Genomic DNA, 24717 nt, shown 5'->3' with positions numbered 1-24717 from the left:
CGTCAGGCGCCCTGGTACGTCCGCGCCCGGTGCGCGATGTTGCGGGCCATGCCGCCGAACACGATCGCGTGGAAGGGGGCCACGGACCACCAGTACGCGTGGCCGGCCAGCCCGTGCGGACGGAACAGCGCCCGCTGGCGGTACGTCGCGCGGGACGCCCCGTCGGGGGTGACGGTCAGCTCCAGCCAGGCCCGGCCGGGCAGCCGCATCTCGGCGCGCAGCCGCAGCAGCCGGCCCGGCTCGATCTCCTCGACGCGCCAGAAGTCGAGGGAGTCGCCGACGCGCAGCGCGTGCGGGTCCCGGCGGCCGCGGCGCAGGCCGACGCCGCCGACGAGCCGGTCGAGGAGGCCGCGCAGGGACCAGGCGAGCGGGAAGGAGTACCAGCCGTTCTCCCCGCCAATGCCCTCGACGACCCGCCAGAGCGCCTTCGGCCCGGCGTCGACGGACACCTCCCGGCGGTCCTCGTAGAGGCTGCCGCCCGACCAGTCGGGGTCCGTGGGCAGCGGGTCGCTGGGGGCGCCGGGCAGGGACGCGGAGGACCAGCGGGTGGCGACGTCGGCGTCCCGTACGCGCCTGAGGGCCAGGCGCACGGCCTCGTCGAAGCCGATCAGGCCCTCGGGCGGGTCCGGTGCGTAGCGGGCGAAGTCGTGCTCGCGGCAGACCACCTCGTGCCGCAGCGACTCCACCAGGGGACGCGCGATGCCGCTGGGGACGGGGGTGACCAGGCCGACCCAGAGGCTGGACAGGCCGGGGGTGAGCACCGGCACGGGCAGGACGAGCCGCCGGGGAAGCCGGGCGACGGCCGCGTAGCGGTCCATCATCCGGCGGTAGGTGAGGATGTCGGGGCCGCCGATGTCGAAGCTGCGGCTGACGTCGTCGGGCAGCCGTGCCGCCGCCACGAGGCAGCGCAGCACGTCGCGGACGGCGATGGGCTGGATGCGGGTGTTCACCCAGCTCGGGGTGACCATCACCGGGAGCCGCTCGGTGAGGTAGCGGAGCATCTCGAAGGAGGCGGAGCCGGATCCGATGATCACCGCTGCCCGCAGCTGTGCCGTGGGGACCCCGCTGTCGAGGAGGATCCGTCCGACCTCGGCGCGGGAGCGCAGATGGGGTGAGAGGAACCGTTCGGGCACCTGGCGGGGGGAGAGTCCGCCGAGGTAGACGATGCGTCGCACCCCGGCGGCCTTGGCGGCGCGCCCGACGGCGAGCGCCGCCCGCCGGTCGGTCTCCTCGAAGTCCGCGCCGGTGCCGAGCGCGTGCACGAGGTAGTAGAGGACGTCCACGTCGGCGAAGGCGTCGGGGAGGGTGTCCGGGCGGGTCACATCGGCCTTGGCGGTCTCGACCCGGCCGGCCCAGGGCTGGTCGCGCAGTCTTCGCGGGTCGCGCGCGAGGCAGCGCACCCGGTAGCCGGCGTCGAGCAGTCCGGGGACGAGCCGGCCCCCGATGTAGCCCGTGGCCCCGGCGACGAGGGCGCGGGGCGCCGGCTTCTCCGCGCTCCCGTGGTCGCCCCGGATCCGGTCCTGGTCGTTCCCTGTGGTGCCCATGGGGTCCACGGTCTCCCGCCCGGCGCACCTCGCGCCAGGCGGGGCTGGTCCTTTAGGGGTGCGGCGGCTCCCGTACGGGTGCCGCCGCACGTCTCCGTCACCAGTTGGCGGGGGCGTAGTCCTTGAGGAAGCAGCCGTAGAGGTCCTCGCCCTGCTCGCCGCGGACGATCGGGTCGTAGACCCGGGCGGCGCCGTCGACGAGGTCGAGGGGGGCGTGGAAGCCCTCCTCGGCGAGGCGCACCTTGTCGGGGTGCGGGCGCTCGTCGGTGATCCAGCCGGTGTCGACGGCGGTCATCAGGATGCCGTCGGCCTCCAGCATCTCCTGGGCGCTGGTGCGGGTGAGCATGTTCAGGGCGGCCTTGGCCATGTTGGTGTGCGGGTGGCCGGCGCCCTTGTAGCCGCGGCTGAAGACGCCCTCCATGGCGGAGACGTTCACCACGTACTTACGGCGTGCGGCGGACGCGGCCATGGCCGGGCGCAGTCGGCTGACCAGCACGAACGGCGCGGTCACATTGCACAGCTGCACTTCGAGGAGCTCGACGGGGTCGACCTCGCTCACGGTCTGGACCCAGGTGTTCGTGGCGTCCAGGTCGGGTACGAGCCCGCCCGCGTCGATCGCGGTGCCCGCCTCGACCCGTGCCAGGGAGGCGGAGCCGCTGGTCAGGGCCAGGTCGGTGAGGGCCTGGGGGGTCAGCTCGTCGTGCCGGCTGCCGGCCGGGGCGGGCAGGGCGGCCTGAGCGCCGCTGCCGAAGGCACCGAAGACGACCGAGGCGGGCAGCTCGCCGGCGGGCAGCGGCGCGGCCTCGGCGCTGACCAGCTCGCGGTAGGCCGAGGGGCTGCGGCGCACGGTCTGGGCCGCGTTGTTGATCAGGATGTCGAGCGGGCCCTCGGCGGCGACGGAGTCGGCCAGGGCGACGACCTGGGCGGGGTCGCGCAGGTCGATGCCGACGATCTTGAGGCGGTGCAGCCAGTCACCGCTGTCCGGCATGGCCTTGAAGCGCCGGATGGCGTCGTTGGGGAAGCGCGTGGTGATGGTGGTGTGCGCACCGTCGCGCAGCAGCCGCAGCGCGATGTACATGCCGATCTTCGCCCGGCCGCCGGTGAGCAGCGCGCGCTTGCCGGTCAGGTCCGTGCGGGCGTCCCGGCGGGCGCGGTTCTCCGCGGCGCAGGGCTGGCACAGCTGGTGGTAGAAGGCGTCGACCTCGGTGTACCGGGTCTTGCAGATGTAGCAGGAGCGGGGGCGCTCCAGGATGCCGACGATCTGGGCGGTGGACGTGGCGGCCAGGGGTATACCGCGGGTCTCGTCGTCGATGCGGTCGGCGGCACCGGTGGCGGTGGCCTCGGTCACGGCCCGGTCATTGGCGGTCTTGGCGGCTCGGCGCTCCTGGCGGCGGCGCTGCTTGACGGTCCGGTAGATGCCCGCGGTGGCCCGTCGGATCTCGATCGCGTCGGGGTGGTCGACCGGCAGTGCGTCGAGTTCCTCGAGCACGCTCAGGCACATCGCCATGCGCTCCGGATCGATACCGGTTTCACCGGACTGGCGACCCGCACCGTCGCGGCTTTCTTCTGTGACCGTCATCGGCGCTGTCGTTTCCCAGTTCGTCTGATCAATTGAAGCTTCGAAGAACTGTACGTAGACAGGGGCGGCCACGCCAAACGCGCACCTTAGAGCATGGCTCCGGCGGAGCGGCAGGGGGGTGCGCCGAAAGGGCCGGCGGCCACGACCGGTGACGCAGGTCACATATCCGCGCGCGACGAAGAGGGGCCGACGATCACCCCGAGGGCACCGAACCGGGGCGAGGGAAATAGCCGGAGGGGCCGAGGAGCAGGGCGGGAAAGCGAGAAAAGGCCTTGCCGCGCCGGAGGAATACCGAGGGAATGCGGGGAAATATCGCATCCCTGCATTTCATACGACTTATTGGCCTTTCCGGGTTAATCATGCGCGCTGGAACCCAAATTGGTCCAACTGCGGCCATTCCGGCGGTAACAATTGCCGCTCAACGCCCCTTAGAAAGGTTTAGTCATGTCGCGTATCGCCAAGGCAGCCATCCTGACCGTCGCCGCCGGCACCGCCCTCTCGGGTGCGGCGGGGATCGCCGTCGCCGACTCCGGCGCCAAGGGTGCGGCCGTGGGTTCGCCCGGCATCATCTCCGGCAACGTCATTCAGGTGCCGCTGCACATCCCGATCAACCTCTGCGGCAACACCATTGACATCGTCGGTCTGCTGAACCCGACCTTCGGCAACACCTGCGTCAACGCCGATGGCCACCACGGGGACAAGGGTCACGACGGGCACAACGGCCACAATGGCCACAACGGGCACAACGGCCACCACTGAGCCCTCCCTTAAGACGCGGGCAGCAGACCGCGTCGGCGGAGCCCGCGTGGGGCAGGGAGCCACAGTCAGCCGCCGGAGCCCTTACTCGCGCGTCCGTGGCGTCCACCATGTTCTTCATGGTGGACGCCACTGCCATGTCCGGACGCGGCCGACGTGTCGGGACCGGTGGCCCCGCGGACGGCCGCGGTGCCCGGCGGGGGCTTTCAGTCCGCGGGCGCGCGCCGGCCGGGCGAGCCGTCGGGCGGCTCCTCCCGGCGCGGCTCGTGTTCGACGGGGTCGGTGCGGGGGTCGTGGGGGTGCTGGGCGCCGGGGAGATCGGGCACCTCGACGGTCGGGGGCAGGTCGGGGGTCAGATGGGTGTGGCGTGACGTCATGATGATGCGCCTGGCCTGTCGTTGTAGGGGGAGGAGCGATCAGACGGCGACGGCCTCCGCCGCCGGGTACTGCGCCACGCGCGACCGCGCGGCGCGCAGGGCGGCGTCGATGTCGCGGGTGCCGGTGGTGACGCACAGGGTGTAGGCGGTGTCCTGGAGCCGTCGGTAGATCTGGGCGCGGACGACCCGCTCGCCCGCGACGGCCCGCAGGCTTTCGTACCGGTCGAGCAGGTCGCGCAGAACCGCCGGGTGAGCCATCAGCATGAGGGGGATCCCTTCGACGGTGGACGGGCGGGCCCGTGCGTGCCGGGTCACCACCGGGTGACTGCCGGCGCGGACGTCACACCGGCGCGAGCAGCTGCTCGCGCAGCCGGGCGCAGGTGCGGCTGAGGATGCGGGAGATCTGCATCTGGGAGACGCCCAGCCGCGCACCGATCTGCTTCTGGGTGAGGCCCGCGAAGAACCGCCAGTACAGGACGGTCTTCTCCCGTTCGGGCAGCGCGTCCAGCAGGGGCCTGAGCGACTGGCGGTCGATGACCAGGTCCAGGGTGCGGTCGGCGCGGCCGAGGGTGTCGGCGAGCGGCAGCTCGCCCAGTCCGGCCGACGGCTGGTCCAGCGACAGGGTGCGGTGCACACCGTCGGCGTCGAGCCCGCGCCGTACCTCCTCCTCCGTGAGCCCGGCTTCCACGGCCAGCTCGGCGAGGGTGAACCGGCCCCCGGCGCCGCGCTGTTCCAGCCGCCCCTGGGCGGAGCGGACGGCGGAGCGGAGTTCCTGGTCCCTGCGCGGGATGCGCAGGGACCACACATGGTCGCGGACGTGTCGCTTGAGTTCGCCGTTGATGGTGGGGACGGCGAAGGACTCGAACGCGAACCCCAGCTCCGGATCGAACCGGTCCACGGCGTTGACCAGCGCCAGGGCCGCCACCTGCCGGAGGTCCGCCGGACTCTCCCCGCTGGCGCGGAACCGCCGGCTGATGCGCTCGGCCATCGGCAGCCACGCGGCGATCACGTCCTGCCGCAGCCGGTCACGCTCGGGCCCGTCGGGAAGGGCGGCCATCCGCAGGAAGAGGGCTGCTGTGTCGGGTGCGTCGCGCCCGCACCGGGGGGACGTCGTCTCGGCCATGGTCACAGTGATCCCCTCGCTCGTGCGACAGGAGTGCCGGCCGGAAGGCCGTCCGCCCGGCCGCCACCTCGCGTACCCGTGAACGGTTCGGCGCCGGGGCCGGGGCGGCCGGAATCGGCCACGGCTCTCAGCATGCCGCGCAGGGGCCGAACGCGCGACTCGACGCAAGTGTCCTGTCACAGTGAGTGAGCGCGTCGCGGGGGAAGGTCTCTTACGCCCCCGCCGCTGTATACCGGCCGTTTCCCCGGCCCCGGGCGGGGTACTCGCGGCAGCGGCAGCAGCTCCGTCCGGCCATCACCGAGGAGACCCCCGTGGCCCCGCACCCCCAGCCCTTTGCCCACTCCCCCGAACCGGGTGCCCACGACCTCACCGACCGCGACGTCGCGGCCCTGGACGCCCACTGGCGTGCGGCCAACTACCTGTCGGTCGGCCAGATCTACCTGCTGAGCAACCCGCTGCTGGCGGTGCCGCTGGAACCGGAGCACATCAAGCCCCGGCTGCTGGGGCACTGGGGAACCTCTCCGGGGCTCAACCTCGTGCACACCCACCTCAACCGAGTCATCAAGGCCCGGGACCTCGACGTGATGTGCGTCTGGGGCCCGGGGCACGGCGGGCCTGCGGTGCTCGCCAACTCCTGGCTGGAGGGCAGCTACCGCGAGGTCTACCCGGACGTGAGCCGGGACGCGGCGGGCATGGAACAGCTCTTCCGGCAGTTCTCCTTCCCCGGCGGGGTCCCGAGCCATGTGGCCCCGGAGACGCCCGGTTCGATCCACGAGGGCGGCGAGCTGGGCTATTCCCTCGCCCACGCCTACGGCGCCGCGCTGGACAACCCCGGCCTGCTGGTCGCCTGCGTCGTCGGCGACGGCGAGGCCGAGACCGGGCCGCTCGCCACGTCCTGGCACGCGAACAAATTCCTCGACCCCGTCCACGACGGTGCGGTCCTGCCGATCCTGCACCTCAACGGCTACAAGATCGCCAATCCCACCCTGCTGGCCCGGCTCCCCGACGAGGAGCTGGACAGGCTGCTGCGCGGCTACGGCCACGAGCCCCTCTACGTGACCGGCGACGACCCGGCGCAGGTGCACCGGGCGTTGGCCCACGCCATGGACCGGGCGCTGGACCACATCGCCACCGCCCAGCGCATCGCCCGCGAGGAAGGCGTCACCGACCGGCCGCACTGGCCGATGATCGTGCTGCGCACCCCCAAGGGCTGGACCGGCCCGGCCGAGGTCGACGGCCTGCCCGTCGAGGGCACCTGGCGCTCCCATCAGGTCCCCCTCTCCGGGGTCCGCGACAACCCCGAGCACCTGCGCCAACTCGAGGACTGGCTGCGCTCGTACCGGCCGGAGGAACTCTTCGACGAGCACGGCGAGCCCCGCCCGGAGGTGCTCGCCTGGGTGCCGGAGGGCGACCGGCGGCTGGGGGCCAACCCGCACGCCAACGGCGGCCTGCTGCTGCGGTCCCTGCCGATGCCACCGCTGGAGCACTTCGCCGTCCCCGTCGACAAGCCGGGAGCGGCACTCCACGAACCCACCCGTGTTCTCGGCCGGTTCCTCGCCCAGATCATGGCCGACACCGCCGGGAGCCGGAACTTCCGGGTGGTCGGCCCGGACGAGACCGACTCCAACCGGCTGGAGGCGCTCTACGCCGCCACCGGCAAGGCGTGGCAGGCCGCCACCCTCGACACCGACGAACACCTCGCTCACGACGGCCGGGTGATGGAGGTGCTCTCCGAGCACCTCTGCCAGGGCTGGCTGGAGGGGTACCTGCTGACGGGCCGGCACGGGGTGTTCTCGTGCTACGAAGCGTTCGTCCACATCGTCGACTCCATGGTCAACCAGCACATCAAGTGGCTGCGGACCTCCCGCGCGCTGCCCTGGCGCCGCCCGGTGGCCTCCCTCAACTACCTGCTCACCTCGCACGTCTGGCGCCAGGACCACAACGGCTTCTCCCACCAGGACCCCGGCTTCGTCGACCACGTCCTCAACAAGGCCCCCGAGGTCGTGCGGGTCTATCTGCCGCCGGACGCCAACACCCTGCTGTCCGTGGCCGATCACGCCCTGCGCAGCCGTGACTACGTCAATGTCATCGTCGCGGGCAAGCAGCCCTGCTTCGACTGGCTCGGCATGGACGAGGCCCGCGCCCACTGCGCGCGGGGTGCCGGGGTGTGGGACTGGGCGGGCACGGAGACCGGCGAGCGGGAACCGGACGTCGTGCTCGGCTGCGCGGGCGACGTCCCCACCCAGGAGGCCCTGGCCGCCGCCGACCTGATCCGCCGCCATCTGCCCGAGCTGACCGTGCGCGTCGTCAACGTCGTCGACATGACCCGGCTGCTGCCGCACGAGGAACACCCGCACGGCATGACCGACGCGGAGTACGACGCGCTGTTCACCCCCGACAAGCCGGTCATCTTCGCGTACCACGGCTACCCGTGGCTGATCCACCGCCTCACCTACCGCCGCACCGGCCACGCCCATCTGCACGTGCGCGGCTACAAGGAGCGGGGGGCGACGACCACGCCCTTCGACATGGTCGTCCGCAACGACCTCGACCGCTACCGCCTCGTCATGGACGTCATCGACCGGGTCCCCGGTCTGGGCGTCCGCGCGGCGTCCGTACGGCAGACCATGACCGACGTCCGCACCCGCCACCACGCCTGGATCCGCGAGCACGGGGTGGACCTGCCGGAGGTCACCGACTGGTCCTGGTCCCGCTGAACCCCGCGCGTCACCTTGGCGGGATCAGTCCTCGTCCGCACTGGTCAGAGCTTCGGTGACCATGCGGGTGGCGAAGTCGGGGTCGTCGGTGACGCGGTTGATGTGCTCCGCGAGCAGGAAGGTGGTGGCTTCCAGGGCGTTCATCTCGGCCTCGCTCCAGTCGCCGTACTGCTTGCGCCACAGACTGGGGCTCAGGCCGGTGCCCGCGGCGATGGCCAGGCCGGCCATGGTGGGGATGGTCTCGGGGCGGACGCTCTTGGGCATTCTCCGCAGGGTGGCCACGAGAGGGGGGACCACGTACTCGATGACGTCCTTGTCGTGGTCCTGGTGGGCCGACCGCAGCCATTGCATGAAGAGAAAAACAAGGGAGCACGCGCCGTCCAGTACGTCATCGGCTCCGCCGGGGCCCAGGGAGGCCATGTACTGGTCGATCAACTTGTGCTGTTCGGGGTCGATCTCGGTCTTGCCGGCGTGGATGCTCTTGAGCCGGGAGTCGATCATCATGAGTGCCGCGCCCACATCGCCGGCGGGAGCGTACTCGGGGTCGCAGGGCGATGACACAGGATTCCTCCTCGGGTGACCGCGGGCGGCGTGCTCGTACCCTAGACCGCCGATGAGAGGGGGATCCGGCGAATCCCTGACATGGCCCGGCGCATCCCACTGCGGTCGGATCAGGGCCACGGGCGCGGGCAAGGTACCCGCGCCCGGGCTCACAGACCCGCGGCGGCTTTCTGCCGCCAGCAGGCCCAGGACCGTTCGCACAGCCCCGGCTCCAGGAGGACGTCCGCGGCGGTGCGGGCCAGGGCCCGGGCCGCAGCCAGCATCGTGCGGCGCCCCCGCTCGCTCGCGGCGGCTTCGGCGAACTCCGGGGTGTGGTCGGCTCCGCCGGGGCCCATGACGGCCACGAAGGGATGGATGGCCGGAACCACGGCGCTCACGTCACCGATGTCGGAGGACCCCAGATACACACCCGCGGCCGGCGGCCCCAGCGTGATGCCCGCTGCGGCCAGGTGCCGGGCGAACCGCCCGGAGAGCACGTCGTTGTCGCGGAAGTGCCGGTAGCCACCGGTGGAGCGGGCCACTTCCGCTCGGGTCCCGGTGGCGGCCGCGATGCCCTCGGCGCAGCGACGCACCTCATCGACCAGGTCGTCGAGGGCGGCCGTGGTCGCCCCGCGCAGTCCGAAGGCCCCTCGGGCGTAGGCGGGCACGATATTGGTGGCGCGCCCGCCGTCGGTGACGATGCCCTGGATGTGGGAGCCGGCGGGCAGCCGCCGTCGTAGCACGTCGAGCGCGGTGAACAGCTGGATCAGGGCGGCGAGGGCGTCCACGCCCTCGGTCGGGTTGCCGGTCGGGTGGGCGGCCCGCCCGTGGAACGCCACCGCGACCTCCACCTGGGCGGTCAGCGGCGCCCAGGACCAGTCATGGACCCCCGGGTGGAACATCAGCGCGGCGTCGACGTCGTCGAAGACACCCGCTGCCACCTCGGCCACCTTCCCCCCGCCGCCCTCCTCCGCGGGGCTGCCGACCACGGTCAAGGTGCCACCGCTCCCGCGCCGGGTCTCGTCGTCGAGCGCGGTGCGCAGGGCGAGCGCCGCGCCGAGCCCGGCCGCGGCGATCAGGTTGTGTCCGCAGGCATGGCCGAGCTCCGGCAGCGCGTCGTACTCCAGCAGGAGAGCGACGCGGGGGCGAGGGACCGATCCGAAGTCGGCCACGAACGCCGTGGGCATGCCCGCGACGCCCCGCCGAACGGTGAACCCGGCCCGCTCCAGCTCGTCTGTCAGCAGGGCCGCCGCCCGGTGTTCATCGAAGGCGAGTTCGGGCGTGGCGTGCAACCGCAGCCCGATGTCCCACAGCCCGGCGGCACGGGCTTGTACCTCCTCGTCGATGCGCGCGTACAGGGCCGATGCGTGGGCTGCGGGTGGTGACTGGTGGGATCCGGGCACGTTGCCTCCTTCCGGCCGCGCACGGTCCGCGCGGCGCCGACGGGCTGTCGTCTACCCGCGAAGCGGCGGACCGTGCGCGCCTTCCTGGCGAAGGACCGAGGGAGGGTTCCATGATCTGCGACCGGCCGCACATGACAAGGTGAAGGTTCCCGTGGTCCTGGTGACGTGGGAGAACGCGGCGGAGTTCCACTGATGAGACGGTGTGTGACAAGGGAGACGACAGGAGGATGACGGTGAGCGGTGCGGAGACCGTCGGCACGCGGACGTACGACGTGCTGGTGATCGGTTCGGCCAACGCGGATCTGACGGTCCGGGTGGACCGGCGGCCGGGGGCGGGCGAGACCGTGCACGGCACGGACCTGGTCGAGTCGGCGGGCGGCAAGGGGGCCAATCAGGCCGCGGCGGCGGCTCGGCTCGGCGCCCGGACGGCGTTGCTGGCGAGGGTCGGTGACGACGCCTACGGCGAACTGCTGCTGGCCGCCCAGCGGGAGGCCGGCACCGAGGTGCGGCACGTGCTGGTCGAGGCGGGCGCGCGGACGGGTACCGCGCTGATCGTGGTGGGCCCGGACGGGGACAACTCCATCGTGGTCTCCCCGGGCGCCAACGACCGTCTCACGCCGGAGGACGTCACCTCGGCGCGGGAGACGGTCGCGGCGTCGGCGGTCCTCTCGCTCCAGCTGGAGATCCCGCCCGCGACCGTACGGGCGGCCGTCGCCGTCGCGCGGGAGACCGGTACCCGGGTCGTGCTCAACCCCTCCCCCACCCCGGACCGGCTGGACCACGAACTCCTGGCCGCCGCCGACCCGTTGGTGGTCAACGAGCACGAGGCGCGGCAGCTGTCCGGACTCACGGACGGCACCCCCGCCCTGTGGGCCCGCGCGCTGCGGGACCGGGGCGCCCGGTCGGTCGTGGTCACGCTGGGCGGTGACGGCGCGCTCGCGCTGGAGCACGCGGACGCGGAGCCGGTGACGGTGCCGGGGACGGCGGTCAAGGCCGTGGACACCACGGGCGCGGGGGACGCGTTCACCGGGGCCCTGGCGGTGCGGCTCGCGGCCGGGACCCCGCTGGTCGCGGCCGCGCGGTTCGCGGTGCGGGTCGGTGCCGCGTCCGTCACCAAGGCGGGTGCGCAGCCGTCGTACCCGACCCTCGCCGAGCTGCCACCCGCGCCCGGATTGTCCGCATAGCGGACGGGGTAACGGGCCTTGCCGTCCCGCCGGATCTCTGGCGGGTGATGTTCTGTCGGCGGCGTCGGCCGGACGGTACGGTCGGGAGTCGAGGTGAACGCGGCGTCGGACGAGGCGGGTGGGGGGAGCCCGGTGGTCCGGCGGACCGCCCCCGACTCGATCTGGAGGAACCGATGTTCCGTGACCGTCCCCGCCGTACCGTCGCTGCCGCCGTCGCCGCCGCGGTGGCCCTCGGTGCCGCGGCCTTCGGCCTGACGTCCCCGCACACCGCCTCCGCCGCCCAGGAGGACACGGAGCTGCGGCTGACCACCGTGGAGAAGACCGACACCCGGACCGAGTACCCCAAGGCCGGGGACCACTGGGTGAGTTACTTCGACGTGCACACCACCGAGACCGGCAAGGACGGCAAGGAGAGCGCCGGTCGCCGCGTGGGCGACGGGAGCGACCGCTGCGACGTGGTCCTCGCCCGGTACGAGGGCGTGGTCACGCAGTGCCAGCGGGTGCTGCGCACCGAGAACGGCACGCTGGTGCTGACGTCGATGACCGACCGCTTCGGCCGCGGCCCGCACACCGGCACCGCCGCGGTGACCGGCGGTACCGGCGCGTACGCCAAGGCGCGGGGCGAGGCCTCGCTCACCCAGACCGACAAGCAGGGTTCCTTCCGCATCCGGCTGCGGGACTGATCCCCCGCAGCCTCACCTTTCCCGTCTCCCTCGATCGCGACGCGGCTCAGGCGCCCTTGCGCTCCAGCTCCAGCGCGAAGCGCTGCCACGCCTCCGCGCAGTTCCGGGCGGCCTGGGCCACCATCGCGGTGCGGTGCGCGGGGACGCTCTCGACGAGCCGCTGCCAGCGCTCGCCGCCCATGGCGTGGGCGCTGAGCAGTTGGAGCAGCGCCCGGCCGCCCTCGGTGAAGCGGAGGGAGGGGTCCCGGCGCAGGTTGGGCAGCGGCTGCTCTCCGCCCGTGGTCACCGGCGCGGAGGGCACGGGGGTGGCGCGCAGCGCCATGGAGGTGTCGGCGGCGGTGCGGCTCTCCGCCTCCCGCAGCTTCTTCGGCACCGGGTCCTCGCCCAGGCGCAGCCGCTGCCGCACGTCCCGCGCGGTGCCGACGGCTATGCCGGCGACGTCGGCGATCTCCCGCAGACTGGCGTGCGGCTTGGCGGTGATCAGTGCGACCGCCCGGCGGCGCCCCTCCGCCGCGTTGAGCGGGCGGACCCGTCCGTCGCGGCCGGTCCTGGCGTTCACCTGCGCGCTGCCCGCGCATCGTCTGCGCAGCGAGGCGACCGTGCTCGCGGCGAGACCGGTCGCCGAGGCGATCAGCCGGTCCGACCACTGCGGGTGGGTGCCGATGATGCGCTCGGCGGCGGCGGTGCGGTCGGCGGGGCTGAGCGGCAGCCCCGCAAGGGTGTTGAGCCTGACGCCGTAGACGAAGGCGTCCGCCTCACTGCCTTCGAAGAAGCGGACCGTGATCCGGTCGTCGCCGCGCAGCCGCGCGGCCCGCAGCCGGTGCATGCCGTCGACGACGCGCATCGTCGAGCGGTGCACGATGATCGGCGGGAGACGGGCGTCGAGTTGAGCGAGCGCGTGGACATGGCGGGGGTCCTCGCCTGCCACGCGGGGGGAGTCGGCGGGCAATAACGCGTCCAGCGGGACCACCGCCGTCAGACAGCGGTCCGCTCCGCTCTCACTGTGCACGCCCGCCTCACGCACCGCGAACTCCGCGGCCGGGGCGTCCATTGCCAACTCTCCCGATCGAGCACATTCCGAAGTCGTCACGACACCCTTCCAGGAACTCCTCCGACGGACCACGATGGAGATCACGCACGCGACGAAGACAGTTCTCCGGGGCCCCCGCCTCGCCAACTGGCAATCGACCGCCGGAGCGGGCGATCCAACACCAGTTGATCCCACCGACAGCAGGGACGCTAGGCAGCGACCGGTATGGCTGTCAACCGCATTGCCAGGTGCGCCTCATGGGGCCGCAGTGGCCTCTAAGCTAGATTGACCCGCTGGAGGGAGGTGTGATCATGAACGACCCCGACGCCCTTGACGGGCACACGCTCGCCGACAAGCTCAACCACCTGTTCAACACGGTGGTGCCGGCCGGCCGTGAGCCGTACAGCACCGAGGAAGTGGCGCGCTCGATCACCGCCGGGGGTGTGTCGATCTCCGGGAGTTACATCTGGCTGCTGCGCAAGGGTCAGCGCGACAATCCGACGCTGCGGCACCTGGAGGCGCTGGCGAAGTTCTTCGGCGTACCGCCGGCCTACTTCTTCGACGACCGGGTGACCGAGGCCGTCAACGCCGACCTGCGCCTGCTCGTCGCCTTCCGCGACACCCAGGTGCAGCGGGTCGCGCTGCGGGCGGCCGGGCTGTCCCCCAAGAGTCTGCATTCGATCAATGAAGTGATCGAGCGTGTCCGCGAGCTGGAGGGCCTCCCGGCCAACCGGCCCGAGAAACACCACCCCTAGCAGCGTCGGAGGCACGGCGCGACAACGCCACGGGGGAGTTGCACCAATGAACTTCAAGAGGCTGCACCGGCGAAGCCTGGAACGGGTTCGCAGTCTGGACATACCCACACCGTTCGACGTCTGGGAGCTGTGCGAGAGGGTCGCCGAGCGCCATGGCCGGCCCATTCGTCTGGAGGCCATCCATCTGCCCGTGGACGGGCCCTGCGGGCTGTGGATATCCGGGCCCGAAGTCGACTACATCTTCTACGAATCCGACACCAGCCCGCTCCATCAGGAGCACATCATCGCCCACGAATTGGGCCATGTGATCTGCGGTCACAAGGAGAACGCGGTGCTGGGCGAGGAGACCTCGCGCCTGGTGCTGCCGACGCTCGATCCGCGGATGGTGGAGAGCGTGCTGCAGCGCACGTACTACACCTCGGCCGAGGAGCAGGAGGCCGAGATGATCGCCTCCCTGATCCTCCAGGAGGCCAACCGGCGCCCCTTGGAGCGCAACTGGACCGTGCCCTCCGAGGCAGCCGAAAGCGTCGAGCGGCTGGACCGGTCGCTGCGCAGCTCCTCCCTGGACGAGACGTGATCACCTCCCTCCACGCGTTCGGCGCCGTCGCCGCCTGGGCCGGCCTGTTCTACAAGTGGCGTTCCCTGCGGCAGAACCCGGCCGACCCCGCCCTGCTCGCCCTGTGTGCCGTCTTCGCCCTCTCGGGCCTGAGCTTCTTCATCTCCCTGCCCATGGTGTGGGTCCGCGTCGACGGTCTCCTGGGGGTGCCGAACATCGCGGCGCTGCTCGCCCAGAGCTGTGTGATGGCGCTCCTGGTGGGCCAGCAGGTCGTGCTGACGTACTGGGCGCGCCCGCCCGAGCGGGCCCGCGTCCTGGTCCGGCTGCAGCTGTGCTTCGGGGTCGCGGCGATCGCCTCGCTGGTCACCCTCTTCTGGCTGCTCACCCCGACCGCGCAGCGCCCGAGGGACTTCACCCTCTACTACGTGCACGACCCGTACTACATCGCCTATCTGTCCCTCTACATCGGGACGTATCTGATCGGCGAGATCACCATCGTCCGCGTGTGCTGGAGCTACTCCGCGGTGGCGGGGCGTACCTGGCTGCGGCGGGGGCTGCGGGTGACGGCCGTCGGGGCGTTCATCACGCTCGGCTACGGCGCCATCCGGGCCGGCAACATCCTCGGCATCGCCTTCGGCTTCGATCTGCGCCGTCTGGAGACCGTCGCCTGGCTGTGCGGGGACCTCGGCTCCGCGCTCACCGTGGTGGGCTGGACACTGCCGGGGTGGGGTCCGCGGGTGGCCGCGGCCGACCGGTGGGTGACGGCGTACCGACGGCACCGCCGGCTCTATCCGCTGTGGGCGGCGCTCCACGAGGCCGTCCCCACCATCGCGCTCGCCCCGACGCGCAGCGAGCTGGCCGACCGGCTTGCGGTACGGCAGCTGGAGTTCCGGCTCTACCGCCGGGTCATCGAGATCAGGGACGGGCAGCTCGCCCTGCGGGCCCACGCCGATCCGGAGGCGATGGCGGAGGTGACCCGCGCCAGCCGGGAGGCGGGACTGTCCGGGGACGAGCTGCGGGCGAGGGTCGAGGCCCTGCGGATCGCCTCGGCCCTGCGGGCGCGGGCGCGGGGCCGGACGGTGGCCGACGCCGACCGCGCCCGGGTCGGGGCCGAGGGCCCGGCGTTCACCGACCTCGGCGCGGAGACCGCCTGGCTGGTGCGGGTGGCGGTCGCCTTCGCGGCCCTGCCGGCCGATGTCGCCGACGGGGCCGGGAGTGCGGCCCGTGCGGCCGCCCCGGGGGACGGCGGCGTGCCGGAAGCCGGTTGATAGCGTGACGACTTGTGAGGTTTCCGTTCCCGATCGGAAGGTCCGGCATGCCCGTACGCAGCGGTGTCGAGCAGCGGCTCGCCCTGGCGCCCCACGGCAAGTCCATCGACGTCTACCGGCCGGAGAGTGCCCCGGCGCCGTTGCCGACGGTGTTGTTGTGGCACGGGATAGGCCCCGACGAGCGGGACATCCTCATGCCGCTCGCGCGGGAGGTCGCGGCCCACGGGGTGCTCGTCTTCGCGCCGGACTGGCGTTCCGACGCGGCCGACGGCGGGCGCGCGGATCTGCTCGGCTCGCTGGACTTCGTCCGCGCGCGGGCCGCCGAGCACGGCGGCGACGCGGACCGGATCGTGCTCGCCGGCTGGTCGGCGGGGGCCTCCGCCGCGCTGGGGGTCGCGCTGCACCCGGAGGTGGCCGACGGCTGGCGTCCCCGGGCTGTCGTGGGGATCGCCTCGCGGTACGACCGTCCGGCGCGGTCGACGGGGCACGTGCCCCTGGTCGATCTGGCCGCCGGCCCCGCCGCGTCACCGGTGCCGGTCCGTCTGGTGCACGGCACGGCGGACGAACAGATCGACGTCACGTTCTCCCGCGATCTGGTGGCGGCCCTGGAGACGCACGGCTGGTCGGCCCGCCTCGACGAGGTGGGGGCCGACCACGCGGGCGCCATCATGGCGGCGTACGACCCGGAGCTCGGCCGCTGCCGTCCGAGCGAGGACGAGCGCGTGCGCCGGGCCGGGGAGCTGACGGCTCGCGCCGTGGCGGAGGCGGCATGCTCCGGCGGGTGACGGAGCGGAGCCGGTGTTCCCAGGTGCGCGCTTGCCCCTGCGGGCCGTGGCGTGTGCACCTCCGCTGCGCGGCGGTGTCCTCAATCGCCGGACGGGCTTGATTCGGCTGAGCTCAGCTCTCGACGAGGTCGCCCCGGCGCAGACCGGACCCGTCCGGGACGGCGGCCGGATCGCTGCCGAGGTCGACGACGGCGTTGCGCTCGTCGACGAAGACGACCCGGGGCTCGAAGGCGGCGGCCTCCGTGCTGTCCATCGAGCCGTAGGCGATGATGATGACCAGGTCACCGGGGCTGATCAGACGCGCGGCGGCGCCGTTGATGCCGATCACCCCGGAGCCGCGGGGCCCCTCGATGACATAGGTCGACAGCCGGGCGCCGTTGTCGATGTCGACGATGTCGACCTTCTCGCCGGGCAGCAGGTCGGCGGCTTCCATCAGATCGGCGTCGATCGTCAGGGAACCCACATAGTGCAGGTCCGCCTGGGTCACGGTGGCGCGATGGATCTTGGACTTCATCATGGTGCGGTACATGGTGTCCGTATTTTACGCGCTTTTACGCGCACAGACTTTCGAGTCCGCGGGAAAAAGGAACGGCGGCGTCACTCAATGCACCCCCGTGGCTCTGAGTGACCGCCGCACGCAACACCGGGGACGTTAGTCATCCGGATCCGGTCATCGCAACTTGCTGCATCGAAGTTGCAACATATTGCACTCGCACGCGACCTCAAATCCGTATGCACCGCCAGTAAGCCGGGCATTCGATCCGCACGCCGGTGCCGTCGCCGCGCGAGGGGCCGGTCCGCGGCCGAGCAACGGCCGGCCGGCGACTGGCTAGGGGCTTCACCAGGAAGTTAGAGTCCTCCGGTTGGCACACCGCCGCGCCGCGGCGCCCACCGTGCCGCGCGTCGACATCCGAGAGGTTGAAGGATGAATCAGGGGGGAGGGGCTCCGGAGGCGTCCACACGGCCCTCCCTGGAGCAGCGCATCCAGACGGCGAAGGCCGAGATCGCCCGTCGGCTGCGGTACGTGCGCCAGCACCACCCCGAAGGCCCCTTCACCCTGGCCGGTTTGGCCGAGCGCGCGGGCGTCTCCAAGCGCACGCTCTCCCACGCGGAATCCGCCGACGGCTCGAACCTCACGCTGGAGACCCTCCTCAAGGTCTCCTACAGCCTGGGCATTTCCCGCGACGCGTACTTCCTGGACGAGCAGGTCTTCCACCAGGTGAACGAGGAGCTGGAGACCCTGCGCGTGCTGCGGACCCAGCGCGTGGAGGGCGTGGCCCTGCGCACCGCCTCCCACGGCTCCCCCGGGGCCGGCCACGCGCCGCCGGTGGACCGGCTGTCGGGGCTGCTCCAGGAGATCCTCGCCTCCGCGGCGAAGGCGCAGAACGAGTTACGGGACCTTCCGGCGCCGCCCGGGCCGCCGGCTTCGAACGACGACCGTAGATGATGGTGATGCGCTGGCGCCGGAAAGAGCCGGACCGTGAATTCACCTCGTTCCGGCTCGATTGCGAGGAGCGCGTGCGCGCGCTCCGGCTTCCGCCGGGCGAACTGACCATTCAGTCGCTCTGCGACCATCTCGGCGAGCGGTTCGGCCGGCCCATTCACCTGGTGCCGCTCGCGCTTCCGCCCGGCAGCCCCGACGGAATGTGGGTATCGGCGGAGGAACGGGACTTCATCGCGTTCGAGGAGCGGCTCGCGCCCATTCACCAACGCCAGGTGATCCTCCATGAGATCGGGCATTTCGTCTGCGACCACGAGGCGGCCCCGGTGATGACCCCCGAGGCGACCCGGTTGCTGCTGCCCTCCCTCGACCCGGAGCTGGTCCAGCGGGTCCTGGGCCGGGAGCACGCGCACTCGCCGGCCGAGCGCGAGGCCGAGTTCATCGGCTCCCTCCTCGGCCGGCGGATCGGTACCTGGACCACGCAACGCGTCTGGGAGGTACCACCGGAGGCCGCGGAACTCGCGGCCCGGCTGTCCGCGCTGGAGCGCCCGGCCCGTGAGCGAGACGAACGGAACGAATGAACAACACCCTGAACAGCGTCATGTATCCGACGTGCGCCGCGGTGAACCTCCTGGCGTTCCTCTACAAGGCCAGAGTCCTGCGCGTCGACCGCTCCCCCGCGCAATGGGCCCTCGCCGGCAACTTCTTCATACCCTTCCTGATCTTCACCGTGTCGACCCCGGCGGTCTGGGTGGCGACCAGCGAGGCGGTGGGCATCCGTAACTTCTCGGGCCTGTTCACCCAGAGCTGCGTCATGCTCCTGACCGCCTGCCAGCAGCTCGTCCTGCTGCACCTCACCTACGAACGGAAAGTCGCCTGGCGCAAGGCGACGCCGCGCCTCATCGGCATCGGCGCCACCGTCCTCGTCATGGTGACGCTGTTCTCCGTGGCCACCGAGCTCCACGAGCGCCCCACCGACTTCGCGCTGAGCAGGGCGCAGTTCTACCCCGCGTACCTCACCGTCTACCTGATCGCCTACGCCTGGAATCAGATCGACGTGTGCATCCTGTGCTGGCGCTACGCCAACATCGCGCCCACCCCGTGGTTGCGCCGCGGGCTGCGGCTCGTGGCCCTCACCCTGCCCGCCGGTCTGCTCTACGCGGGCTGCCGGGCCGCCGACATCGTCGCCGGGCAGTTCGGCACGACGGGCCACGCCTGGGAGCCGATCGTGCCGATCGCCGTCACGGTCAACACGATCGGGAAGACGGCGGGCTGGACGATGCCCGACTGGGGGCGCTCCCTCAGCGCCCTGTGGGCACGGATCGATCTGCGCCGGGCCCACGGCGAACTACGGCCCCTGCACCGGGTCCTGACCGCCCAGGTGCCCGAGCCGGTGCTCGAACTGGAGCCGGACGCGGACCGGCGCACCCGGGTGTACCGCACGGTGATCGAGATCCGGGACGCCCAGTGGGCCCTGCGGACCTGGATGGACCCCGCCGTCGCGGACACCGCGCGGAGCCGGGCCGCGGAGGCCGGGCTGACGGGCGACGACCTCGCCGCGACCGTCGAGGCCGCGCTGCTCGCCGCCGCCCTGCGGGCGAAGGAGCACGGCCTGCGGCCCGCCGAGCATGCGAGCACCCCGCTCGCCGCCGAACCCCAGGACCTGGCCGCCGAGCTGTCCTTCCAGCGCACGCTGGCCCGCGCCTTCGCCACGTCCCCGGTCGTGGCGGACACCCTCGCCCGTATCCCGCTCAGCCACGCCTCGTCGGAGCAGACCGCATGACAGACCGGACCGAGTCCCCCGCTCTCCCCCAGCCCTTCACGGGGTCCTTCTTCGCCGACCCCTACCCCGCCTACGCGCGGCTGCGCGAGGCCGCGCCCGTGCACCGGATCGCGCTGCCGGACGGCTCCCCCGTCTGGCTCGTGACCCGGGAGGCCGATGTGCGCGCCGGTATCACCGATCCGCGGCTGTCGGTCAACAAGGACCGCTCCGGCGTGGGCTACAAGGGCTTCTCCCTGCCCCCGGCGCTGGACGCCAATCTCCTCAACATCGACCCCGAGGACCATCTGCGGCTGCGCCGGCTGGTCTCGAAGGGCTTCACCCCGCGGCGCGTCGAGGACCTGCGGGGGTGCGTACAGGCCGCGGCGGACCGGCTCGCCGATAAGCTCGCCGCCGGACTCGCCGACGGTGAGGACCCCGTCGACATCGTCGCCGCGTTCGCCAATCCGCTGCCGCTGGTCGTCATCGGGGATCTGCTCGGGGTGCCGGAGGCGGACCGCCGGCCCTTCTCGGAACGGGTCGGGACCATGCTCGCCCCCGAGCACCCGGGGCAGATCGTGGAGGCCGTGGACCACATCCACCGCTTCCTGGTGGACCTCGTCGCGGCCCGCCGGGCGGCGCCCGGCGACGACCTCCTCTCGGCGCTCATCGCCGCCCGCGACGACGGCGACCGGCTCAGTGAGGACGAGCTGGTCTCCCTCGCCTTCCTGATCCTCATGGCCGGCAGCGAGAACGCCCAGCACCTGATCAGCGGCGGTCTGCTGACCCTGCTGAACCACCCCGGCCAGCTCGCCGAGGTACGGGCCGACCCGGGGCTGCTGCCCGCGGCCGTCGAGGAGCTGCTGCGCTACGCGCACCCCAACCAGATGGCCATCCGCCGCTTCCCCACCGAGCCCGTCGAGTTCGGCGGGGTACGGATCCCGGTCGGCGACACGGTGCTGCTCTGCCTGGCCTCCGCCCACCGCGACCCCGCCCGCTACCCGGACCCGGACCGCTTCGACATCCACCGGGCGGACAAGGCGCATCTCGCGCTCGGCCAGGGCATCCACTACTGTCTCGGGGCGCCGCTGGCCCGGATGGAGATCCAGATCGCGCTGGAGACGCTGCTGCGCCGCTTCCCCCGCCTGGAGCTCGCCGTCCCTGCCGACCGGCTGCGCTGGCGCACCTCGTTCCGCTCGCACGCCCTCAGGGAGCTGCCCGTCACGGTGCGGGCGACTCCGGAGCAGCCGGAGCAGCCGGAGACGCCAAAGACGGGGGAAGCGGCTCGCTGACCGGGTCCCGCTCGGTGCGGACCCGCGCGATGAGCAGGGCGACGTCGTCGTCATTGCCCTCGGGCAGGTCCTTCAGCAGCAGGTCGCAGGTGGCCTCCGGCTCCCGGGGCGGGCCGTCGAGCAGGGCGAGCAGGGTCTCCAGGCGGGAGTCGATGGCCTCGTCGCGGGTCTCCACCAGGCCGTCGGTGTAGAGGATCAGCTGGTCGCCGGGGGCCAGCTCCACAGTGACGCTCTCGAAGGGGATGCCGCCGACGCCGAGCGGGGCCCCGGTGGGGAGTTCGACCAGTTCGGGACGGCGGCCGGGGCGGAGGACGACGGGCGGCAGGTGCCCGGCGTTGGCCACGTGGGCCCGCCCCTGCCCGGGGTCGTAGACGGCGTAGACGCAGGTGGCGATCATCTGGTCGAGCCCGGAGGCGGTGTCGTCGAGGTGGCGCAGCACCTGTGCCGGGTCGAGGCCGAGGCCGGTCAGGGTGCGGGCGGCGGTGCGCAGCTGTCCCATCGCCGCGGCGGCGTTGATGCCGCTGCCCATCACATCGCCGACGACGAGGGCGCTCTTGCCGTCGGATTGCGGGATGGCGTCGAACCAGTCGCCGCCGACGTTGGTGGCGAGCCCGGCGGGCTGGTAGCGGTAGGCGATGTCCAGGCCGGCCAGCCGCGGGGGCCGGTGCGGCAGCAGATCGCGCTGGAGGGTGAGGGCGGTGGCGCGTTCGCGCTGGTACCAGCGGGCGTTGTCGATGCAGACCGCGGCGCGGGCGGCCAGTTCACCGGCGAGGACGACGTCGTCCTCGCCGAAGGGCGCCGGGTTGCCGATGCGTTTGAGGTCGAGGGCGCCGAGCACCTCGCCCCGGGCGATCAGCGGCACCGCCATGTACGAGTGCAGCCCGGCGTCGGCCAGCAGGCGGACGGCGTCCTTGTCCCGGGCGATGCGCGGCAGGTCGGCGGCGGTGACGTGGGCGATGTGGACGGGGCGGCCGGTGCTGACGCACTGGGTGACCAGCCGGTCGGCGTCGTACTTCGCGATCTGCCCCGGGGGGTCGGCCGCGCGGACGGCCTCGGCGGCCTCGGCGGTGTCGCCCGCCGCCACGGCCAGCGCGCGGAAGACGGCCGCCTGCCCGTCGGGTACGGAGCCGGAGCGGGTGCCCCCCAGGACGGTGTCGAGGACGTCGACGGCGGCCACGTCCGCCAGGTCGGGCACGACGACCTCGGCGAGCTCCCGGGCGGTCTGGTCGAGGTCGAGGGTGGTGCCGATCAGTACGGAGGCGTCGGCGACGAGGGACAGTCTGCGGCGTGCCTCGGCGGCCGCGCGGTGCCGGTCGGTGACGTCCACGACGGAGGTGGCGAGGCCCAGGGGGCGGCCGCCGGGGTCCTCCAGCCGGTAGTAGGAGACCAGCAGCGCCCGGTCGGGGCCGACGCCGCTGCCCACGGGGCGGCCGACGGAGAACTCGTCGAGCAGCGGGTTGCCGGTCTCCATGACCCGGCGCATCGCGGACTCGATCTGTTCGGTGTCCGCGTACGGCAGGGCCTCCCGGACGTGCCGGCCGATGTGCCGCTCGGCGGGCAGGTCGTTGATGCGTTCCAGTGCGGGGTTGACCAGCACGTACCGCAGCTCGGTGTCCAGCACGGCGAGCCCGATCGGGGACTGGGCCACCAGCCGGAGCGACAGCGCCAGGTCCCGTTCGACGTCCCGCAGGACCGCCTGGTCGGTGGACATCCCGAGGGCGTACAGCCTGCCGTCCTCGTCCTCCAGCCGCATGGTGCGCAGCTCGATCAGCCGGGAGCTGCCGTTCTTGTGCCGGGCGGGGAAGACACCGGACCAGCCGCCGCCCTCGCTGACCACCCGGGCGAACTCCGCGAGAACCGTCTCGAAGTCCTCCTCGCCGACCAGCAGCCGGGCGGCGAACGACCCGAGTGCCTCCGCCGGGCTCCAGCCGAACAGCTCCTCGGCCTGGGGGCTCCACAGCACGATGCGGCCGTCCTGGTCCAGGACGACCGCGGCGACGCTCAGGACGTCCAGCAGGCTGCCCGGCTGGTGCCGGTCGGTGCGCCCGGCCGGGATCCGGCCGGGCTCGGGCCGGAATGTCTCGGCACTGCCCATGCGAGGTCCTCCCTCCGCCCGCTCAGGGGTGGTGCGGCGGCCTCGTGCCTCTGTGTCGGTCCCTCATTCCTCGTCCCGTGCGCCGCAGCGACTTCCATGGTCTCTCCGAACCGGCCCACCTCGCAGCCCGCGGCGCGGGGAAGCACCACCGGCGGCCGCCCCGGTCAGGCCCCGGGGGCGCCCGCCGGTATGCGCAGGGTGAACCAGACGGTCTTTCCCTCGTCGCACGCGTGGTGGCCCCACTGGGTGGCGATCTGCTCGACGAGCCACATCCCCCGGCCGTTCTCGCTGTCCGGCCCGGCCTCGCCGCAGCGGGGCAGCAGCCCGCCGGCGTCGGTGACCTGGGCGACCAGGTGGTCGGCTGAGCGGGTGAGGACGAGGCGGACGTCGCCGGCCGTCATCGGGACGTGCACGATGGCGTTGGTGACGAGCTCGGAGAGCAGGAGCGTGGTGTCCGCCGCGAGCTCGGCGAGCCCCCACTCGCTCAGCAGGCGTTCGCTGAAGCGCCGCGCGGCCGCGACGGACCGCGTCGAGGGGGGCAGCGAGATGGTGTGGGAGGGCAGACCGGGCGGCAGGTAATGCGGGGCCCAGCGCGAGGGCGGGCTGTGCATGCACAGCGGCATACCGCGGCCCCAGTGGCCGGGGAGTCGCTGCGGATGCGCGGCCCGGGCGCGGAGGGGGTCGGGGGCGCCGGGGAGCCCGGGAAGGGCGGGGAAGGCTCCGGGAAAAGCGTGGGCCGTATGCGAGGAGCTCAGGGTGTGGCTACTGGGAGGCATAGGGGCTCTGGCAATCGACTAGCGCGAAGGGCGCTGAACGAGGACTCGTCTCCGACGCCTGGGCGGCCCTGGGGGCTGTGCGGACCGCTCGTCTTCGCATGGGGATCTCCCACATTCGCTCGATTTCCGCCAGAGGTCTATACCCTATGGGTGACGGTTGGCGTGCGGAGCGCTATCGCCGCAGGTGGGGCGGCTCACAAGGGCATAAAGTCCCGATATGCAAAAGGCGGGCAAAGCCTGGCGCCGCGGCACCCGGGAGCGTCGCGAGCCCGCCGGAGTGGCTCCGGCGGGCTCGCCGGCCGTCCGCCGGGCGTGGCTGCTAGGCCTTTCTGGGGCATTCCTTCCACGACAGGTGGTAAATGGTGTTGATGTCGCCGTCCGTCGAGTCCATCGTCATGAAGCTCGTCGTTTTGGCGGGATCCGAGCTGCCGGCGCCGACGCGGAGTTCGGTGTTGATGTTGAAGTTCCGCTTCTCACCACAGGGCGCCCAGACCAGCGCGCCGACCGGGACCCGGTCGTTCGCCTGCCAGTTGTCCTTGTACGGGCCTCTGAAGGCGTGACTGCTCGGGGTGGTCGCGGACGACCCCTGGAAGTAGTACGAGGCCTTCTGGGTGCCGACGGCACCGGACTCCAGGGACGCGAAGCCGCGGTAGTCGGCACTGGCGATCGCGTAGGTGAAGCCCTGCGGCACGTGCACGATGAGGTTCAGCTGGCAGTTCTTGCGGAAGTCGGTCGGCTTGGAACCGACGCCCACCTGGGCGAGGTAGTCGCTGTAGGTGACGGTGAAGGCCGTGTTGTCGGGGGCGACGGCCACCGCCGCCGTGCCCGCGGGACATCCCGACCCGTTGACGGTCGCCACCTCGATCACGATTTTGTCGGGCGGCGGGGTGATGAGGGCCGCGGGGTTGTGCGTGGCGAGCGGCGCGGCGAGTAACGCCGCGATCGCGCTGCCGGTGAAAAGGCCGCCGGGCATGGGTTCTCCTGTCGATTGTCTTCGCGCCATAGGGCGCGAGGGGAAGACGAAAGGATCCTGAAGTGCCCGCACCACGGGAAT

Annotated in this window: 24 protein-coding genes; 12 read left to right on the top strand and 12 right to left on the bottom strand. The window is 72.3% G+C overall.

Going from position 1 to position 24717, the window contains the following annotated elements; genetic code table 11:
• Positions 1-2: 2 nt before the first annotated feature.
• The gene (locus JO379_RS28880; RefSeq protein WP_209517656.1) at positions 3-1544 is read right to left on the bottom strand and encodes an SDR family oxidoreductase; all 1542 of its coding nucleotides are present in this window, start codon (positions 1542-1544) and stop codon (positions 3-5) included.
• A gap of 97 nt (positions 1545-1641) precedes the next feature.
• Positions 1642-3123 carry an SDR family NAD(P)-dependent oxidoreductase gene (locus tag JO379_RS28875; protein WP_130881254.1) on the bottom strand — a complete coding sequence of 494 codons (1482 nt, stop codon included), beginning with the start codon at positions 3121-3123 and terminating at the stop codon, positions 1642-1644.
• 444 nt (positions 3124-3567) lie between these two features.
• Here JO379_RS28875 and JO379_RS28870 point away from each other — a divergent pair, with 444 nt between their 5' ends.
• Positions 3568-3882: a chaplin gene (locus tag JO379_RS28870; protein ID WP_130881255.1), complete on the top strand. Its 315-nt coding sequence runs from the start codon at positions 3568-3570 to the stop codon at positions 3880-3882.
• 203 nt (positions 3883-4085) lie between these two features.
• Here the strand turns inward: JO379_RS28870 and JO379_RS28865 are convergent, their stop codons facing one another.
• The 3 genes from JO379_RS28865 to JO379_RS28855 form a co-directional block, all read right to left on the bottom strand.
• Entirely contained in the window at positions 4086-4256 is a 171-nt protein-coding gene (locus JO379_RS28865; protein WP_165451665.1) for a hypothetical protein, read from the bottom strand.
• A 39-nt stretch (positions 4257-4295) separates the two neighbouring features.
• A complete protein-coding gene (locus tag JO379_RS28860; protein ID WP_130881256.1) occupies positions 4296-4520 on the bottom strand; it encodes a DUF5133 domain-containing protein in 225 nt (74 codons plus the stop codon).
• Positions 4521-4596: 76 nt separating this feature from the next.
• Positions 4597-5379, bottom strand: a complete 783-nt coding sequence (locus tag JO379_RS28855) for a sigma-70 family RNA polymerase sigma factor (RefSeq protein ID WP_130881257.1) — start codon at positions 5377-5379, stop codon at positions 4597-4599.
• Between the two features lie 311 nt (positions 5380-5690).
• Here JO379_RS28855 and JO379_RS28850 point away from each other — a divergent pair, with 311 nt between their 5' ends.
• The gene (locus JO379_RS28850) at positions 5691-8096 is read left to right on the top strand and encodes a phosphoketolase family protein (RefSeq protein WP_209517654.1); all 2406 of its coding nucleotides are present in this window, start codon (positions 5691-5693) and stop codon (positions 8094-8096) included.
• Between the two features lie 24 nt (positions 8097-8120).
• Here the strand turns inward: JO379_RS28850 and JO379_RS28845 are convergent, their stop codons facing one another.
• Both JO379_RS28845 and JO379_RS28840 read right to left on the bottom strand, forming a co-directional pair.
• Positions 8121-8657 carry a hypothetical protein gene (locus JO379_RS28845; RefSeq protein ID WP_209517652.1) on the bottom strand — a complete coding sequence of 179 codons (537 nt, stop codon included), beginning with the start codon at positions 8655-8657 and terminating at the stop codon, positions 8121-8123.
• Between the two features lie 149 nt (positions 8658-8806).
• Positions 8807-10039: an amidohydrolase gene (locus tag JO379_RS28840; RefSeq protein WP_130881260.1), complete on the bottom strand. Its 1233-nt coding sequence runs from the start codon at positions 10037-10039 to the stop codon at positions 8807-8809.
• A gap of 233 nt (positions 10040-10272) precedes the next feature.
• Between JO379_RS28840 and JO379_RS28835 the strand changes: the two genes are divergently transcribed.
• Both JO379_RS28835 and JO379_RS28830 read left to right on the top strand, forming a co-directional pair.
• A complete protein-coding gene (locus JO379_RS28835) occupies positions 10273-11223 on the top strand; it encodes a ribokinase (RefSeq protein ID WP_307842173.1) in 951 nt (316 codons plus the stop codon).
• 173 nt (positions 11224-11396) lie between these two features.
• The gene (locus JO379_RS28830) at positions 11397-11906 is read left to right on the top strand and encodes a hypothetical protein (protein ID WP_209517648.1); all 510 of its coding nucleotides are present in this window, start codon (positions 11397-11399) and stop codon (positions 11904-11906) included.
• A gap of 46 nt (positions 11907-11952) precedes the next feature.
• Here the strand turns inward: JO379_RS28830 and JO379_RS28825 are convergent, their stop codons facing one another.
• Complete coding sequence (locus tag JO379_RS28825; protein WP_209517646.1) at positions 11953-12957, bottom strand: ParB/RepB/Spo0J family partition protein; 1005 nt, start codon at positions 12955-12957, stop codon at positions 11953-11955.
• A gap of 290 nt (positions 12958-13247) precedes the next feature.
• Between JO379_RS28825 and JO379_RS28820 the strand changes: the two genes are divergently transcribed.
• Genes JO379_RS28820 through JO379_RS28805 form a run of 4 tightly spaced genes read left to right on the top strand, consistent with a single transcriptional unit; the run spans position 13248 to position 16300 of the window.
• Positions 13248-13691 (top strand): helix-turn-helix domain-containing protein, encoded by a 444-nt coding sequence (locus JO379_RS28820; protein ID WP_130881263.1) that lies wholly within the window; start codon positions 13248-13250, stop codon positions 13689-13691.
• 46 nt (positions 13692-13737) lie between these two features.
• Positions 13738-14268, top strand: coding sequence for an ImmA/IrrE family metallo-endopeptidase (locus JO379_RS28815; protein ID WP_130881264.1), 531 nt, complete (start codon positions 13738-13740; stop codon positions 14266-14268).
• The gene (locus tag JO379_RS28810; protein WP_130881265.1) at positions 14265-15515 is read left to right on the top strand and encodes an MAB_1171c family putative transporter; all 1251 of its coding nucleotides are present in this window, start codon (positions 14265-14267) and stop codon (positions 15513-15515) included. The genes JO379_RS28815 and JO379_RS28810 overlap by 4 nt, the downstream gene beginning before the upstream one ends.
• Positions 15516-15562: 47 nt before the next feature.
• Positions 15563-16300 carry an alpha/beta hydrolase gene (locus tag JO379_RS28805; protein ID WP_130881266.1) on the top strand — a complete coding sequence of 246 codons (738 nt, stop codon included), beginning with the start codon at positions 15563-15565 and terminating at the stop codon, positions 16298-16300.
• 112 nt (positions 16301-16412) lie between these two features.
• Here JO379_RS28805 and panD read toward each other — a convergent pair whose 3' ends face one another.
• A complete protein-coding gene (panD, locus tag JO379_RS28800; RefSeq protein ID WP_130881267.1) occupies positions 16413-16829 on the bottom strand; it encodes an aspartate 1-decarboxylase in 417 nt (138 codons plus the stop codon).
• A 396-nt stretch (positions 16830-17225) separates the two neighbouring features.
• On the opposite strand from panD, the gene JO379_RS28795 reads away from it, so the two are divergent.
• The 4 genes from JO379_RS28795 to JO379_RS28780 all read left to right on the top strand — a co-directional run bounded on the left by JO379_RS28795 (position 17226) and on the right by JO379_RS28780 (position 20792).
• Positions 17226-17747, top strand: a complete 522-nt coding sequence (locus JO379_RS28795) for a helix-turn-helix domain-containing protein (protein ID WP_130881268.1) — start codon at positions 17226-17228, stop codon at positions 17745-17747.
• A gap of 71 nt (positions 17748-17818) precedes the next feature.
• Positions 17819-18322 carry an ImmA/IrrE family metallo-endopeptidase gene (locus tag JO379_RS28790; protein ID WP_165451666.1) on the top strand — a complete coding sequence of 168 codons (504 nt, stop codon included), beginning with the start codon at positions 17819-17821 and terminating at the stop codon, positions 18320-18322.
• A complete protein-coding gene (locus JO379_RS28785) occupies positions 18319-19524 on the top strand; it encodes an MAB_1171c family putative transporter (RefSeq protein WP_242626395.1) in 1206 nt (401 codons plus the stop codon). The genes JO379_RS28790 and JO379_RS28785 overlap by 4 nt, the downstream gene beginning before the upstream one ends.
• On the top strand, positions 19521-20792 hold the full coding sequence (locus tag JO379_RS28780; RefSeq protein ID WP_209517645.1) for a cytochrome P450 family protein: 1272 nt from the start codon (positions 19521-19523) through the stop codon (positions 20790-20792). Before JO379_RS28785 ends, JO379_RS28780 begins: the two co-directional genes overlap by 4 nt.
• Here the strand turns inward: JO379_RS28780 and JO379_RS28775 are convergent.
• From JO379_RS28775 to JO379_RS28765, 3 genes are all read right to left on the bottom strand, one after another.
• Positions 20722-22887, bottom strand: coding sequence for a SpoIIE family protein phosphatase (locus JO379_RS28775; protein WP_209517643.1), 2166 nt, complete (start codon positions 22885-22887; stop codon positions 20722-20724). The two genes, JO379_RS28780 and JO379_RS28775, sit on opposite strands and share 71 nt — an antisense overlap.
• Before the next feature lie 164 nt (positions 22888-23051).
• Positions 23052-23498, bottom strand: a complete 447-nt coding sequence (locus tag JO379_RS28770; protein WP_165451667.1) for an ATP-binding protein — start codon at positions 23496-23498, stop codon at positions 23052-23054.
• Between the two features lie 484 nt (positions 23499-23982).
• Positions 23983-24636, bottom strand: a complete 654-nt coding sequence (locus tag JO379_RS28765; RefSeq protein ID WP_130881273.1) for a DUF4360 domain-containing protein — start codon at positions 24634-24636, stop codon at positions 23983-23985.
• Positions 24637-24717 lie beyond the last annotated feature (81 nt).

Origin of the sequence: Streptomyces syringium (genome assembly GCF_017876625.1) — a bacterium.
Taxonomy (GTDB): Bacteria; Actinomycetota; Actinomycetes; order Streptomycetales; family Streptomycetaceae; genus Streptomyces; species Streptomyces syringius.
This window is presented reverse-complemented; position numbering and strand designations above follow the sequence as displayed.